The following is a 15,569-nucleotide window of genomic DNA, read 5'->3' as shown; positions in this document are numbered from 1 at the left end:
AGACACCCCCGGCAAGGGGCGGACCCAGGTCTTCCGTCAGCCGGAAGCCTCGGCGAGTGACTCTTGATCCCAGGCGGCCGCGAGAGTACGGGAGATGCCGTGGGCGGCGACCCGCACCGCGGGTATCAGCCCCGGTGCCCGCCCCTCCGCGGCCGGGACCACCACCGACAGCGAGGCCACCACCTCCCCGCGCGGACCCCGCACCGGGGCGGCGATGGACAGCCCGTCCATGGTGATCTGACGGTCGCTGACCGCGATCCCGGTGCGCCGCACCTCGGCGAGCGTGGCCCGCAGCCGCGCCGGGTCCTGGATGGTCCGCTCGGTGAACCGGCGCATCGGCCGGGCGCACACCCGCTCGCCAAGACCCGGCGGCCCGTACGCGAGCAGCACCAGGCCGACGCCGGTGGCGTGCAGCGGCCAGCGGCTGCCGACCCGGGTGCGCACATGGACGGCGGAGCGGCCGGAGATCAGCTCGACGAAGACCACTTCCAGGCCGTCCCGCACCGCCAGCTGGACGTTCTCATGGGTGGCCTCGTACAGGTCCTCCATGAACGGCAGCGCCGCCTCGCGCACCCCGACCCCGCGCGGCGACAGCGTCGCCACCTCCCACAGCCGCAGCCCGATGTGGTACGCCCCCGAGGTGTCGCGCTCCAGGGCGCCCCAGCGGGTGAGCGAGGCGACCAGCCGGTGCGCGGTGGCCAGCGGCAGCCCGGCGCGCCGGGCGAGGGCGGTGAGCGACAGCGACCGGTGCGAGGCGTCGAACGCGTCCAGCACGGCCAGCACCCGGCCCGCGACCGACCGCCCGGCGTCCGGGCGCTGACCCGCGGTGGGACGCACCGGGGGGCTCGCCGGGGCCGTCATGACAGCGGGAGGCCGACGTAGTTCTCGGCCAGCTCGGCGGAAGCGGTGCGGGAGGTGGCGATCCGGTCCAGCTGGGCGATCTGCAGCCGGTCCTCGAACGGGCTCTGCTCCGGGCGCCGGTGCAGGGTGTCCGTCATGAAGAAGGAGAAGCGCTCGGCCTGCCACACCCGGGCGAGGCAGGTCGCCGAATAGCCGTCCAGCAGCTCGGTCGAGCCCGTGGTGTGGTGATGGGCGAGCGCGCGGGCCAGGGTGACCACGTCGCCGACGGCGAGGTTGAGCCCCTTGGCCCCGGTCGGCGGCACGATATGCGCCGCGTCGCCCGCGAGGAAGAGCCTGCCGTGGCGCATCGGCTCCTGCACGAAACTGCGCATCGGGGTCACGGACTTGGCGGTGATCGGACCGCGCTCCAGTCTCCACCCGCCGGTGTCGAGGGCGAAGCGGGTGGACAGCTCGCCCCAGATCCGCTCGTCGGACCAGTCGGCGGGATCGGTGCCGTTCGGCACCTGGAGATAGAGCCGGGAGACCTGCGGGGAGCGCATGCTGTGCAGCGCGAAGCCGCGCTGATGGCGGGCGTAGATCAGCTCCTCGCAGGACGGCGGCACATCGGCCAGCACCCCCAGCCAGGAATAGGGATAGGTGCGCTCGAAGGTGCGGACCACACCGGCCGGGACCGCGCGCCGGGCGATGCCGTGGAAGCCGTCGCAGCCCGCCACGAAATCGCAGCTCAGCGTCTGCTCCCGGCCCTCGTGGCGGAAGCGGACGACCGGGGCCCCGGAGTCCGCCTTCTCGATCGCCAGGGCCTCGGCCTCGAACAGCAGCGGAGGTCCCCCGGGGGCGGCGAGCTGGAGCCGGACCAGATCCTTGACGATCTCCGTCTGGGCATAGACCGTCACCGCCTTGCCGCCGGTGGCGGCGGGGAAGTCGACGCGGTGGCTTCGGCCCTCGAAGCGCAGCTCGATGCCCTGGTGCGGCAGCCCCTCGCGGTCCAGGCGCTCGGCGGCGCCGCACTCCCGCAGCACGTCCACGGTGCCCTGCTCCAGGATCCCGGCCCGCTGCCGCCGCTCGACATAGGCCCGGTCCCGGCTCTCCAGCACCACGCAGTCCACCCCGGCGCGGTGCAGCAGACGGGCGAGCAGCAGGCCGGCGGGTCCTCCACCGATGATCCCGACGGTCGTGCGCATCGAAACGTCCCTTCGTCCGGGCCGGCCGTCCGGGCCGGGTGCGATGAGGATCCCCACTTGTTCGCGGAGTGAAACTTCGTTCATAATCTGGGATCGTGATGAGTCTCGGTCCGGTGTCCCCACCTGTCAATGGCCCCGTCGGCCCTCTCGAGCGCGGTCTCGCCGTGCTCTGCGAGCTGACCCGGCTGGCCGCGCACCAGGGCCATGCCACGGTCCGGCCCGGCGACCTCGTGCGCGGCACCGGGCTCGCCCGGTCCGTCGTCGACCGCGTCGTGGGCACGCTCGAACAGCTCGGATATGTGCGGCTCGACGGGCGCGACGTCAGCCTCGCGGCCCGGCTCATGGAGCTGGGCAACGCCTACCTCGCCGCCAGCGGCCTGCCGGACGCGCTCGGTCCGTTCGCCGAGCGGCTGGCCGACGGGCTCGACGAATCGGTCTCGGTCGCCGTGCCGGACGGCGACGGGGCGCGCTTCGTCGTCCAGGCCACCCGCCGCCGCACCATGTCCCTCGCCTTCCGCATCGGCGATCTGCTCCCCGCCGAGCGCTGCGCCCCGGGCGCGCTCTTCGCCGCCGAGTGGGACGAGCCGGCCTGGGCGGCCTGGCGCGCCCGCCGCGCCGCCGACCCCCTCGACCTCACCTTCCCCGCCGTTCCGCCGCGCCACCGGCCCGCCGACGGCACCGGCTTCGAGGCGCGCGTGCGGGAGGCCGCCCGGACCGGCTGGGCGGCCGACGACCAGCTGATCGAGCCCGGCCTGGTGGCGGTGTCCGTCCCCGTCCGGGACGCCTCGGGCCGTACCGCGTGCGCGGTGAACGTCGTCAGTCACACCAGCCGCCATGACGTGGCCTCGCTGCGGGCCGCCGTGCTGGACCCACTGCGCGCGCTGATCCCGGAGATGGAGGCCGCGTTGGCCGCCCCGCCCACGCGCCGCCCGCCAAAGACGCCCGTCGCTCCGGAAGCGTCGGCCGAGGATCCGGCGCGGGTGGCCAAGCGGGAGCTGGGGGCCGGGTATCTGCAGTCGCTCGCGCGCGGCCTCACCGTGCTGCGGGCGCTGGGCACGCCGGGGGAGACGGCGGAGGGCGAGGGCGCGCGGCACGGGCTCACGCTCACCGCCGTCGCCGAGGCCACCGGGCTGCCCCGGGCCACCGCGCGCCGCTCCCTGCTCACCCTCGTCGAATTGGGATACGCCGAGTACGCGGCCGCCGACGGCCGGGCCTTCCGCCCGCTGCCGCGCGTGCTGGAGCTGGGCTACGCGCCGCTGGGCGACCTGTCGTTCACCGAACTGGCCCAGCCCCATCTGCGCGAACTCGTCCGCACCGTCCACGAGTCGGCGTCCCTGGCGGTCCTCGACGGCGACGACATCCGGTATGTGGCGCGGGTGCCCACCGTGCGGATCATGAGCGTCAACATCACCATCGGCACCCGCTTCCCCGCCTACGCGACGTCCATGGGCCGGGTGTTGCTCGCCGGGCTCGACCCGGAGGCGCGCGCCGCCCGTCTCGCCGGGCTCGCCCCGAAGCCGCTGACCCGGCACACCGTGACCGCCGTGCCCGAGCTGGCCCGCGTCCTGGAGCGCACCGCGAGGGACGGGTACGCCTTGGTGGACGAGGAGTTGGAGGAGGGGCTGCGCTCCCTGGCCGTGCCCGTACGGGGCGCGGACGGCCAGGTGGTGGCCGCGCTCAACATCGCCACCCACGCGGGCCGCGGCAGCGCGGAGGCCACCCGGGAGGAGCTGCTTCCGGCGCTGCGGACCGCCGCCGCCCGCATCGAGGCCGACCTCGCCACGGCCTCCGCCCATCACCCCCTGGGGGCGGGTGAGAGAGTGGGGGCATGAGCGCAGCGACCTCCCCGCACCCCCGGCACACCGGCCACGCCGTCGTCATCGGCGGCGGGATCTCGGGCCTCGCGGCCGCCCACCGGCTGCGGACCGGCGGGGCGCGGGTGACCGTGCTGGAGGCGTCGGGGCGGCTGGGCGGCAAGCTGCGCTCGGGCGAGATCGAGGGCGTGACCGTGGACCTGGGCGCCGAATCGATGCTCGCCCGGCGCCCGGAGGCGGTGGAGCTGGCCCGCGCCGTCGGCCTCGGCGAGCGGCTGCAGCCGCCCGCGACCGCGACCGCCGCCCTGTGGACGCGCGGCGCCCTGCGGCCGATGCCCAAGGGCCATGTGATGGGCGTGCCCGGCGACCTGGCGCCGCTCGCCGCGTCCGGGGTGATCTCGGACGAGGGGCTGGCCCGCATCGCCCGCGAGGCGGAGCTGCCGCCCACGCCGGTCGGCGAGGACGTGGCGCTGGGCGGGTTCATCGCGGAGCGGCTCGGCCGGGAGGTCGTGGACCGGCTGGTCGAGCCACTGCTCGGCGGGGTGTACGCGGGGGATGTGTACCGCACCTCGATGCGGGCCGCGGTGCCGGCCCTCTTCGAACTGGCCAAGGCGGACCGACCGCTGTCCGAGGGGGTCCGGGCGCTGGCCGGGCGGTCGGCCCAGCGGCCGGACGGGCCGGTGTTCATGGGCATCGACGGCGGCATCGGCCGCCTGCCGCTCGCCGTGGCCGACGCCGTACGGGCCGCGGGCGGCGAGATCCGCACCGACGCGCCCGTACGGGAGCTGCGGCGGGCCGCCGACGGCTGGACCGTCGTCACCGACGACGGCACCGTGCTGCGGGCCGACGCGGTCGTGCTGGCGGTCCCCGCGCCCGCCGCCGCCCGGCTCCTGGCGGCGGACTCCCCGGCCGCCTCCGCCGAGCTGGCCACCGTCGACTACGCCTCCATGGCGCTGATCACCATGGCCTTCCGCCGCGAGGACGTGGCGTCGCTGGCCGAGGGCAGCGGCTTCCTGGTCCCGCCGGTCGACGGCCACACGATCAAGGCGGCCACGTTCTCCAGCCGCAAATGGGGCTGGCTCCGCGATTCCGCGCCCGATCTCTTCGTGCTGCGTACCTCGATCGGGCGGTTCGAGGACGAGGAACATCTGAAGCGCGACGACGCCGATCTGGTAGGGATGTCGCTCGCCGATCTCGGCGCGGCCACCGGCCTGGCCGCCGAGCCGGTGGCGACCCGGGTGACCCGCTGGGACGGCGGACTGCCCCAGTACCCGGTCGGCCATCTCGACCGGGTCGCCCGGATCCGCGCGGAGGTCGCCAAGCTGCCCGGACTGCGGGTGTGCGGTGCCCTCTACGACGGCGTCGGCATCCCCGCGTGCGTCGGATCCGCCCGCACGGCCGCCGATGAGCTGCTAGGGCCGCTCACGGCGACCCTGGCGGCGGGCTCGTAAGGCGGAGAGCGAGAATAGGAGCCATGACTGCTGCTGTTCCCGAGACCCCCGACACGCCCGAGACCACCCCGTCTCCGAAGGCCCCCAACGCCGGGAAGAAGGCCAAGGACCTCAACGAGGTCATCCGCTACACCCTGTGGTCGGTGTTCCGGCTGCGCGATGTGCTGCCGGAGGACCGCACCGGCTACGCCGACGAGGTCGAGCAGCTGTTCGCGCAGCTCGCCGCCAAGGACGTCACCGTGCGCGGCACCTACGACCTCTCCGGGCTGCGGGCGGACGCGGACGTCATGATCTGGTGGCACTCGGAGACCTCCGACGCCCTGCAGGAGGCGTACAACCTCTTCCGCCGCACCCGGCTCGGCCGCGCCCTGGAGCCGGTCTGGTCGAACATGGCGCTGCACCGCCCGGCGGAGTTCAACAAGTCGCACATCCCCGCGTTCCTCGCGGACGAGCACGCGCGCGACTACGTCAGCGTCTACCCCTTCGTGCGGTCCTACGACTGGTATCTCCTCCCCGACGAGGAGCGCCGCACGATGCTCGCGGACCACGGCAAGATGGCGCGCGGCTTCCCGGATGTGCGCGCCAACACCGTCGCGTCGTTCTCCCTCGGCGACTACGAGTGGATCCTGGCCTTCGAGGCGGACGAGCTGCACCGGATCGTCGACCTGATGCGCCATCTGCGCGCCTCCGAGGCGCGCCGTCATGTGCGCGAGGAGGTGCCGTTCTACACCGGGCGGCGCAAGCCGGTCTCCGAGCTGGTCGCCGGTCTGGCCTGACGGTCACGGCATCCCCGGCACCCCGGACCCTCCCGGGGCGCCGGGCAGCGCGGGCTGCTTGCCGGACTCGGGCACCGGCGCCGGGCGCGGCTCCGGCGCCGGGCGCGGCGCGCAGTAGGCCGTCCGGCCCGGTGTCCTCCCGGTCAGCAGGTACGTGTCGACCTTGCGGTTGACGCAGGCGTTCGGCCCGCCCCACAGGCCGTGCGTACCGGCCTTGCGCTCGGTCACCAGGGAGGCGGTGGGGAGCCTGCGCCACAGCTCCTTGGCGCCCGCGTACGGGGTGGCCGCGTCCCGTTCGGCCGCCAGCAGCAGCACCGGCGGCAGCCCCGGCCGGGCGGTCACGTCCAGGGGGGTGTCGTGCCCCAGCGGCCAGTAGGCGCAGGGCAGGTTCATCGCCACGTTGTCCCAGGTCTCGAAGGGCGCGCGGCGCGCGAGGGCGGTGTTCTCCCGCTTCCAGCTCGCCCAGTCGCGCGGCCAGGGCGCGTCGTTGCACTCCACGGCGGTGTAGACGGCGTTGCCGTTCTCGTCGGCCACCGCGTCCCCGGACTCGGACGCGGCCAGTTCGATCAGCGGCCGGGAATCGCCGCGCAGATAGGCGGAGAGGGCCCGCGCGCTGGGATCCCAGTAGGCGTCGTTGTAGCCCGCCCGCACGAACGCGTCCTGCAGCTCGCCGGTGCCGACGCGGCCGCCCGCGGGTTTCCGCGCCAGGCGGTGGGCCGCCTTCCGGTACGCCGCGAGCACCCGGGCGGGGGTCGTGCCGAGGTGGTAGACGGCGTGGTGCCGGGCGGCCCAGCGGCGCCAGTCCGCCCAGCGCCGCTCGAAGGCCAGGGACTGGTCGAGGTTGTTGCGGTACCAGATCTGCCAGGGGCCGGGGTTGACCACGCTGTCGAACACCATGCGGCGCACATGGCGGGGGAAGAGCGTCGCGTAGACGGCGCCGTAGTACGTGCCGTACGAGGCGCCCACGAACGTCAGCCGCTTCTCGCCGAGCGCGGCGCGCAGCACATCCAGGTCACGGGCGTTGTTGAGCGTGGTGATGTGCCGCAGGGCCGCCCCCGTACGGCGCGCACAGCCCCGGGCGTAGGCGCGCGCCCGTGTCACCATCGCCCGCAGATACGCCGTGGAGGGGTGCTGCGGTGAGCTGGTCGGCGTCTTGGCGAAGTCCGCCGGGGGCCGGCAGGACACCGGAGCGGAGCGGCCGACTCCGCGGGGCGCGTAGCCGACGAAGTCGTAGACCGCGGCCGTCTTGTGGAAGGCGTCCTCGGCGGCGTACTCGGGGAACGTCATGCTGGACGCGCCCGGCCCGCCCGGGTTGTAGACCAGTGCGCCCTGCCGCCGGGCCGCGGGGCCGGAGGCGCGGATCCGGCTGACGGTGAGGCGGATGTGCTTGCCGTGCGGCCGCGCGTAGTCCAGCGGTACGGAGACGGTGCCGCAGCGGACGCCGGACGACAGCTCCTCGACGCGCGGGCAGTGGCCGAAGGCGATGCCCCGGGCGGCCGCCTTCCGGGCCGCCACCGCCACCCCGCGGGCCTCGGCGGCGCCGCCCCGGGGCACGGCCAGCGCGGGGGAGGCCAGCACGGCGGAGGCGGGCGAGGCGGACCAGGCGGGCGCGGCCGCCGCGACGGCGGTCACCGCCGGGCCCCCGGCGGCGACCGCCGTGGCGGGGCGTGCGGGCGGCGCGGCGAGCGGTCTGCCGGTGGCGGGGGTGGCGAACAGCGCGGTCATGGCCAGGGACAGGGACAGCGGGCCGAGGATGCCGTACAGCGCTGCTGCTCTCACAAGCCGTCCCTCCGCACATCGCGCGATACAGGGGATACTTGGTGCGGCGGTTGGCCATGTAAAGCACCGGGCCTCGGTGTCGGGGTCAATGACCCCAATGCGCCCTCAGTGCCGCGCGCAGCGCCGGATCGGGCAGGGCGACGGTGCCGTGGACGGCGAGCGCGGTGAGTAACTCCCCGTCGTCGTGCTCCTCGTCGGCCCCGCCCCCGGCCCGCTGGGCGACGGGCCGCCGCGGCGGCACATCGATCCGGCCCAGCAGCCGCTGACCGGTGGGGGAGGCCCAGGGCGAGTACGGGTGCACCTCGACCCGCGCGATGACCAGACAGCCCGTCGTGAGGAGCAGCGGCAGCGCGAACCACGCCAGCGCCGGCCCCGGGCCCGACGCGGGCGGCACCATCAGCAGCGCGACCACCCCGGTCAGCAGGACCACGACGCACGCCAGCCGCACCTGCCGCACCGCGGCCGCCACGTTCGCCCGCGCCCCCGCGGGCACCGCGAGCCCCGCCGCCACCAGCCGGTCGGCCAGCGCCCGCACCGGGCCGGCGTCGGCCAGCGCGGTGCGTACCGGCGGCACGGGGGACTGGCCCAGCGGGCCTATCGCGGCGATGGCCGAGCGTTCGACGTCGTCCCGGCCGTCCGGGTCCACGACGGTGACCCAGCCGGTGTGGGCGAGCAGCAGCCGGCGCTCACGGGACATCGACACCAGGGCGAGATCGGCGACCCGCCGCGGCCCTCCGGCCAGGAACGCCGCCTCGTACAGGGTCAGGGCCCGCCCCTCCGGCTCCGGACCGGCGTCCATCGGCTGGGCGGCCGCGACCGCGGCGAGGCACAGGCGGGCGCAGCTGACCACCGCCGAGCACCATGCGACGAGCAGGAACAGGACCCACAACATGGCCGAGTTCTACTGGACCCGACCGGTTCCGCACCAGAGATTTCGCGAAATGCGCGATTCGAGGGCCTGTTGCGGCCATGACGTCACGGCGCGCTCATCCTCCGCTCAGCACGAGCCGGGCCCGGCGGGCGAAGCGCGCCAGCGGGTGCGAGGACAGCGGGGCGGGCCCGGAGCGCTCCTGCCACCACAGCGTCAGCCGTCGCCGCGTCGCGGTGTCCCGCACGTCGTCGGCCGCCAGCAGCTGCTCGACGAACGCCATCGCGTCGCGGCGGTAGCCGCCGGTCATGGGGCGGCCCTCGGCGTACCGCTCGAACACCCGGCGGTAGCCGTCGCCCAGGATCTCCGGCAGTTCGGGGGCGACCTTGGCGACCACCCCGGCCCGCTTGGCCGTCAGCGCCCGGCTCTGGACCCCGAGCCGCTGCCGGTCGAAGCCCTCCGGCGCCGGGGCGCCCGCCACGAGCGCCGACAGCAGGGCGGTCTGGGCGCGCGCCAGCCGCTCCCGGGCGGCATCGGTACCGGATATGCCCGGTCCGTCCGGAGTGTGCTCCGGTGCGGGCACGGGCTCGGTGGCCGCCGCCCCGGCGGCCGTCACCGCGCGGATCGCCTCCAGCTCGGCGGCCAGCTCCTCGGCCGCCGGGAAGTCCTCGTCCCGCTCCAGCAGCACCCCGGGCGGCGTCGTACGGGCGCACAGCTCGGCGAGCACGTCGAGCACCGGTCGCGTCACCGGATGGGCGTGGCTGTCGTGCCACACCCCGTCCCGCTCGACGCCGCCGGCCACATGGACGTACGCGATGGCGGAGGTCGGCAGCTGGTCCAGCGCCTCGGCCGGGTCCTCGCCCCGGTTGACGTGGTTGGTGTGCAGATTGGCGACGTCGATGAGCAGCCGTACGCCGGTCCGCTCGACCAGCTCGGCCAGAAACCGCCCCTCGGTCATCTCCTCGCCGGGCCAGGAGATCAGCGCCGCGATGTTCTCCAGCGCGAGCGGCACCGGCAGCGCCTCCTGGGCGATCCGCACGTTCTCGCACAGCACGTCCAGCGCGTCCCGGGTGCGCGGCACGGGCAGCAGGTGGCCTGCCTCGATGGCGGGCGAGCCGGTGAGCGGCCCTCCGGCCCGTACGAACGCGATGTGCTCGGTGACCAGGGGCGAACCCAGCGCCTCCGCCCGCTCGGCGAGGGCCGACAGCCGCTCGGGGTCCGGCCGCTCGGCGCCGCCGAGGCCGAGGGAGACGCCGTGCGGAACCACCGTCGTGCCGCGCTCGCGCAGCCGCAGCAGCGCGTCGGGCACATGCCCGGGGCAGACGTTTTCGGCCACGACCTCCACCCAGTCGATGCCGGGCAGGCGCGCGATGTCCTCGGCGATTTCCGGTCGCCAGCCGATTCCGGTACCGAGGTGCGTCATGGCTCCCCCTTCTTGTGCCGTCGTGCTGGTCATGACCCGCGGGAAGAAGGACGAATCCACGGCACTCGCGGTTCAGAGGTTCATTTGAGCTTCAGGGTGTCACGCTGCGCCCCGCTGTGCCGGGCCGCCCTGGTCCCCTCGACGGCCATGGCGGGGCGGTGAGTTGCGGAATATCAGCACTGTTACAAAATTTTGGGGCCCTGTGGCGACAGATGTTCGGAAGGGAGAATAAGGTCGTGTGGTCTGGGGGGATGGAAGATCACACCTTTGTGCCGCGCCCGCGCGCGGAGCGAGCGTGGGGGAACACACGTGCTGGGCAGCAGCAACAATGCCATGGGGAAGCACCGCCGTAACGCACACCGTAAGCCGCCGCCGTCGTCGGTCGGCCGGGGGATGCAGATACGTCGCTGGGCGGCCCGTCATATACGGCTCGACTACCCCAGGGCGGGGAGGCAGGGTGCGCGGAGGTGGCTGCCGTCGTGGCGTCAGGTGGGCCTCCTCTTCGTGTTCTGCCTCGGGAGTCTCACCGGTGTCCTGAGCTATCTCTACATGCAGACCGACATCCCCAAGAACCTCAACGACTTCGCCACCCAGCAGGACAACGTCTACTACTGGGCCGACGGTTCCGAGATGGCCCGCACGGGTCCGGTGAACCGTCAGGAGGTGCCGTTGTCCAAGGTGCCGGAAAAGGTCCAGTGGGCGATCCTCGCCGCCGAGAACGCGAGTTTCTACTCGGACAGCGGTGTCTCCCCGAGCGGTCTGATGCGCGCCGTGACCCGGATGGTGACGGGCGGTGAGACCCAGGGCGGCTCGACCATCACCCAGCAGTATGTGAAGAACGCCTATCTGAATCAGCGCCAGACGTTCTCCCGCAAGCTCACCGAGATGTTCATGGCCATCAAGCTCGACGACCGGATGAGCAAGCAGGAGATTCTCCAGCGCTATCTGAACACCAGCTGGTTCGGGCGCGGCACCTACGGCATTCAGCGGGCCTCCTACGCGTACTACGGCAAGGATGTCTCCCGGCTCGACGCGAGCGAGGGCGCGATGCTCGCCTCGCTGCTCAAGGGCGCCGGAACCTTCGACCCGACGCTCAGCGCGAAGAACCACAAACGGGCGGTGGAGCGCTGGAAATGGGTGCTGGACCGGATGGTCGACATCGGAAAGCTCTCCAAGGCCGAGCGGGCGAAGTACACCACGTTCCCCCAGCCCCAGCAGGCGCCCCGGCCGGCGGGGCTCACCGGCCAGGTCGGCTATCTGGTGGAGACCGCGAAGGCGTATGTGAGTTCCCATACCGCCATCTCCGACGCCGACTTCGACCTCGGCGGCTATCAGATTCACACCACCTTCGAGAAGGCGAAGGTCAAGGCGCTCGCCGCCTCGGTGAAGAAGACCCGCGACGGTCTCGACCCCAAGAACCGCCGGGAGGACCGGTACGTGCGCATCGGCGCCGCCTCCGTGACACCCAAGGGACGCATCGAGGCGCTGTACGGCGGCCCCGGCTATCTGGAACAGGGCTTCAACGACGCGAACGCCTCCACCGTCCCGGCGGGCACCGCCTTCACGCCCTTCGTCTACGCGGCGGCCCTGCGTGACGGCGTGCTCAAGGAGCGCAACAGCCCCCGCACGCCCGTCGCCCCCACCACGCTCTACGACGGCAACAACAAGGTCGCCGTGAAGACCCCCGAGGGGCCCTACTGGGACCGCGGCGGCAAGATCGTGCGGGGCGAGAACGACGGCGAGCGGTCCTATGGGCAGGTCAGCCTGCGCCAGGCGATCGTGCAGTCCATCAACACCCCGATGATGCAGCTCGGCATGGACGTCGGCCTCGACCGGGTCCGCCAGGCCGCCATCGACGCGGGCCTGCTGCCCAGCAGCTTCGGCGCCCGGGTGCCCATGTTCTCGCTCGGCACCGCGACCCCCAGCTCCATCCGCATGGCCAGCGCCTATGCCACGTTCACCGCGGACGGCACCCATGTGCCGCCGTACTCGGTGAGCGGACTGACCCGTAACGGCGAGAAGTTCGCCCTGCGCAAGGACCGCGCCAAGCAGGCGTTCACCGCCGAGGTCGCGGCGCAGGTGGACGACGCGCTGCACGGCGCGGTCCAGAGCGGCACCGGGCAGGAAGCGGCCGCGGTCGGGACCGATACGGCCGGCAAGACGGGCACGGCGCAGGACGGCACCTCGTCCTGGTTCGTGGGTTACACCGACGAGGTGTCCACGGCGGTGTCGCTGTCGCGGGTGGACCCCAAGACCCAGGAATTGCTGCCGCTCAAGGGAATGGGCGGGGACACCACCGGAAAAGCGAGCGACACCTATCCCCTGGACATCTGGACGCGCTACATGGCGGGCGCCGGGAAGAAGTAGCCGGGGACAGGGCAAAGGCCCGGCCCGGTCGCGTCGACGGAACGCGACCGGGCCGGGCCCGCTGTTACCTGCGTATAACTACTTCGTGTACGTCGACCAGTCCGGCGATTCCGCCGGGTCGAGCATCCGCAGCTTCTCCAGGACCTTCGGGTCCTGGGCGTCCAGCCAGTCGGCGAGCTGCTTGAACGATACGCACTGCACACCCTGGCGCTTGCACACGCTGCGCATCACGTCTTCGATGGCCTGCATGTAGATGCCGCCGTTCCAGGTCTCGAAGTGGTTGCCGATGAACAGCGGGGCCCGGCTGCCGTTGTAGACGCGCTCGAAACCGTTCAGATAGCCCTCGCGGGTCAGCCGCTCCCATTCGGCGTATTTCGCCGGATCGCCCTCGGTGCTGTCACCGGACTGGTTGTAGAGGAAGTTGAAGTCCATGGAGAGGACCTGCTTCTCGGTCTCCGGATACGGCACCAGCTGCAGCGGGAAGTTCCAGATTCCGTCGATTTTGGACGGCCATATCTGGAAGTCACCCGGAGAACTCGCGTCGTAGCGCCAGCCCAGCGCCTTGATGGCCGGGATCAGGTTCTTCTGTCCTTCGAGACAGGGGGCGCGGCCGCCGACCAGTTCCTCGTCGTAGTCGAAGGGCAGCGGCTCGACGTCGGTGAAACCCGTATTGGTCTTCCAGTGCTCCACGAACGAGTACGCCTGCTCGGCCTCGCTCTTCCACTGCTCGGTGGTCCACTCGCCGCCGCCCTTGGGCCCGCAGAAGTGCCCGTTGAAGTGCGAGCCGATCTCATTGCCTTCCCGCCACGCCTCGCGCAGCTGCTCCAGCGTCTCGCGAATGTGCTCGTCGGTGGGGAAGGATATGGCGGCCGAGCCCCGCTTGTGCATCGGCGGCCGATAGAGGTCGCTCTTGTACTTGGGCAGCAGATACATGCCGCTGAGGAAGAACGTCATATTGGCGTCGGTTTCCTCGGCGACCTTGCGGAAGCGGGAGAACAGGTGGTCGTTGTTCTCCAGCGCGCCGTCCCAGGAGAAGACCACGAACTGCGGGGGCTTCTCCCCGGGCTTCAGTTTCTTGATCTTCGGCTGGTGGGGCTGGGGGCCGGTGTAGGCCGTGGAACCGTCCCCGATCACCTTCACCACGCCGTCCCAGTCGGCGTACTTGTTCTTCTTCTTGGCGCCCTTGGGGATCTTGTCGGCTCGCGGTACGGGCGCGGCGGCCTGGACGCTGCCGTCCACCGCGCCGCTCGTATCCCCCGGCGAGGTCAGGGCGATGAGCAGCGCCACCACCACGGCCACGGCCGCGAGCGCCCCCAGGGGCGCGGCCACGCCATAGGCGTTCCGCGCCGATAATGCCTTCAACGCCTTCAAGGACTGCGATGCCTTCAAGGTCTTCAACGCCTTCAACGGGTCCCGCCCCCTGGCAACGGTTCAGTTGTGTGCCCCGCTCAGTATCACAGAAGTATCACCTGCTCTTCACATCGGCCACTCATCGACCGTCAGTCACCAGCCGGTCAGCAGCAGGTGGTTCACCAGCAGCGCGAGACCGGCCTGCGCCGCCAGCCATCGGCGCAGGTCCCGGGCGGGCAGCAGCGCGGCGGAGGGCAGCAGCCAGAGCACGAACGGCAGCCAGATGCGCTCCGTCTCGGCCTTGCTCATCCCGGAGAGATCCGCGACGGCCAGCGCGAGCAGCGCGGCGAGGACGAGCACCACGAGCGCGTCCGCGCCGCCGTGACCGCTGTGCCCGCCCCGGCCGCTGTGCCCGACCTGATCGCCGTGGCGCAGCCGCCGTACCACCCCCGGCGCGGCCCCGACCGCCCGGCGGACCCCGGCGACGGACGCGAGACCGGCCGCGACCGACGTGGCGGCGAGGTTGGCCCACACCCAGTAGCCGTACGGGCGGTCCGCCGCCACCCCTTGGTAGTAGCGCTCGACCAGCAGCTCGTACCCCTCCCACCAGGCGAAACCGGCCAGCGTGAAGCCGCCCGCCACCACCGCCGCCCCGGCCAGGGCGTACGGCAGCGGCCGCACCGTACGGGCGAGGAGGAGCACGGCCGCGGCGGGCAGCGCCATGAGCGTGAGCCCGTACGAGACGTACCCGGTGAGGCCGAGCAGCAGCCCGGCGGCCAGGGCGACGGCGCCCGGTGCCCGGGCCGTACGGCTCGCCGCCAGCGCGAGCAGCGCGATCCCCCAGGCCGCGACCGCCGTGAAGTAGCCGTCCGCCGACGCCCCCACCCACACCGCGGCCGGGGCCAGGACGAGGAAGGGCGCGGCGGTGCGCGCCGCCCGTTCCTGCCCCAGCGCGCGCAGCGTGACCAGGACGGCGGCCACCGCCGAGCTTCCCACGGTGACGCAGAACGCCCCCGCCCATCCGCCGCCGCCGAGGCCCAGGCGGTCGAGTCCGACGAAGGTGAGCACGGCGCCCGGCGGATGCCCGGCGATGTGCGCGGGCCAGTGGTCGGGCTGGGTGATCAGGATGTGACCGGTGAAGCCGCGCAGCGCGGCGCCGATGTCCTGGAAGCGGTCGACGCCGCGCAGATACTCGTGCCGCTGCGTCAGCCGCCCGGCCACGCCCCGCCCCCAGCCGTCGACGAGCGCCAGCGCCCAGGTCCAGGCCATCGCCGCCGCCCAGCCCGCCCACAGCAGCCGACGCCACGGCAGCGTCGCCGCCAGCCGTGGGCCGTAGGCGACGACGGCCACGGCGAGGGCGACGGCGGCGGGCGTGCCGGGGCCGACGTGGGGCAGCCAGTCGGCGTACAGCGGCGCCCAGTCGACGTACAGGGTGTGGTCGGTCCGCTGGATCAGGGTGCCGACGGCGGCCGCGACGGCGAACAGGAGCGCGGCGGCAGCGGCGGCGAGCACATCCCGGCGGCGGCCGGTCCGCTCGTCGCCGTCCGGCGTACGAAGGGTCTGGTCATCGGTGCGGAGGGGGAGCTTCACGGCCTCACGCTAAGCCGGTGACCTGCCGGATCGGCCGCTTGTGGCGGCTTACGTCACCGAACCGTCAGATCCCGGCCGCGGGATACGGCCGAGCGGACCGACGTCAGCG

General features: G+C 73.1%; 11 protein-coding genes. 4 read left to right on the top strand and 7 right to left on the bottom strand.

The annotated features are described in order from the left end of the window. Positions 1-36: 36 nt before the first annotated feature. Positions 37-861, bottom strand: coding sequence for an IclR family transcriptional regulator (locus tag ABZ562_RS28475; RefSeq protein ID WP_361484959.1), 825 nt, complete (start codon positions 859-861; stop codon positions 37-39). Beyond that, positions 858-2,042, bottom strand: a complete 1,185-nt coding sequence (locus tag ABZ562_RS28470; protein ID WP_361484957.1) for a 4-hydroxybenzoate 3-monooxygenase — start codon at positions 2,040-2,042, stop codon at positions 858-860. Before ABZ562_RS28470 ends, ABZ562_RS28475 begins: the two co-directional genes overlap by 4 nt. A 98-nt stretch (positions 2,043-2,140) precedes the next feature. On the opposite strand from ABZ562_RS28470, the gene ABZ562_RS28465 reads away from it, so the two are divergent. From ABZ562_RS28465 to hemQ, 3 genes are read left to right on the top strand one after another with little or no spacing between them, the layout of a single operon-like run. Continuing rightward, positions 2,141-3,874 carry an IclR family transcriptional regulator C-terminal domain-containing protein gene (locus tag ABZ562_RS28465; protein ID WP_361484990.1) on the top strand — a complete coding sequence of 578 codons (1,734 nt, stop codon included), beginning with the start codon at positions 2,141-2,143 and terminating at the stop codon, positions 3,872-3,874. After that, entirely contained in the window at positions 3,871-5,307 is a 1,437-nt protein-coding gene (gene hemG, locus ABZ562_RS28460) for a protoporphyrinogen oxidase (RefSeq protein WP_361484955.1), read from the top strand. Before ABZ562_RS28465 ends, hemG begins: the two co-directional genes overlap by 4 nt. A gap of 23 nt (positions 5,308-5,330) precedes the next feature. After that, the gene (hemQ, locus tag ABZ562_RS28455; protein WP_361484953.1) at positions 5,331-6,083 is read left to right on the top strand and encodes a hydrogen peroxide-dependent heme synthase; all 753 of its coding nucleotides are present in this window, start codon (positions 5,331-5,333) and stop codon (positions 6,081-6,083) included. Positions 6,084-6,086: 3 nt separating this feature from the next. Here the strand turns inward: hemQ and ABZ562_RS28450 are convergent, their stop codons facing one another. From ABZ562_RS28450 to ABZ562_RS28440, 3 genes are all read right to left on the bottom strand, one after another. Continuing rightward, positions 6,087-7,862, bottom strand: coding sequence for an alpha/beta hydrolase (locus tag ABZ562_RS28450; protein ID WP_361484951.1), 1,776 nt, complete (start codon positions 7,860-7,862; stop codon positions 6,087-6,089). Between the two features lie 85 nt (positions 7,863-7,947). Then, entirely contained in the window at positions 7,948-8,754 is an 807-nt protein-coding gene (locus tag ABZ562_RS28445) for a TIGR04222 domain-containing membrane protein (RefSeq protein WP_361484949.1), read from the bottom strand. A gap of 94 nt (positions 8,755-8,848) precedes the next feature. Further along, positions 8,849-10,153, bottom strand: a complete 1,305-nt coding sequence (locus tag ABZ562_RS28440) for a DUF692 domain-containing protein (protein WP_361484947.1) — start codon at positions 10,151-10,153, stop codon at positions 8,849-8,851. A gap of 393 nt (positions 10,154-10,546) precedes the next feature. On the opposite strand from ABZ562_RS28440, the gene ABZ562_RS28435 reads away from it, so the two are divergent. Next, complete coding sequence (locus ABZ562_RS28435) at positions 10,547-12,520, top strand: transglycosylase domain-containing protein (RefSeq protein WP_361484988.1); 1,974 nt, start codon at positions 10,547-10,549, stop codon at positions 12,518-12,520. Between the two features lie 78 nt (positions 12,521-12,598). Here the strand turns inward: ABZ562_RS28435 and ABZ562_RS28430 are convergent, their stop codons facing one another. Together ABZ562_RS28430 and ABZ562_RS28425 are read right to left on the bottom strand one after the other, a co-directional pair. Continuing rightward, positions 12,599-13,849 carry a hypothetical protein gene (locus ABZ562_RS28430; RefSeq protein ID WP_361484945.1) on the bottom strand — a complete coding sequence of 417 codons (1,251 nt, stop codon included), beginning with the start codon at positions 13,847-13,849 and terminating at the stop codon, positions 12,599-12,601. A gap of 174 nt (positions 13,850-14,023) precedes the next feature. Continuing rightward, a complete protein-coding gene (locus ABZ562_RS28425) occupies positions 14,024-15,460 on the bottom strand; it encodes a hypothetical protein (protein ID WP_361484943.1) in 1,437 nt (478 codons plus the stop codon). Between the last annotated feature and the right edge of the window lie 109 nt (positions 15,461-15,569).

Origin of the sequence: Streptomyces sp. NPDC019937, from assembly GCF_040631655.1 — a bacterium.
In the GTDB taxonomy this organism is placed as follows: domain Bacteria; phylum Actinomycetota; class Actinomycetes; order Streptomycetales; family Streptomycetaceae; genus Streptomyces.
Note: the sequence above shows the minus strand (reverse complement) of the source record. Positions and strands in the feature narration are given on the sequence as shown.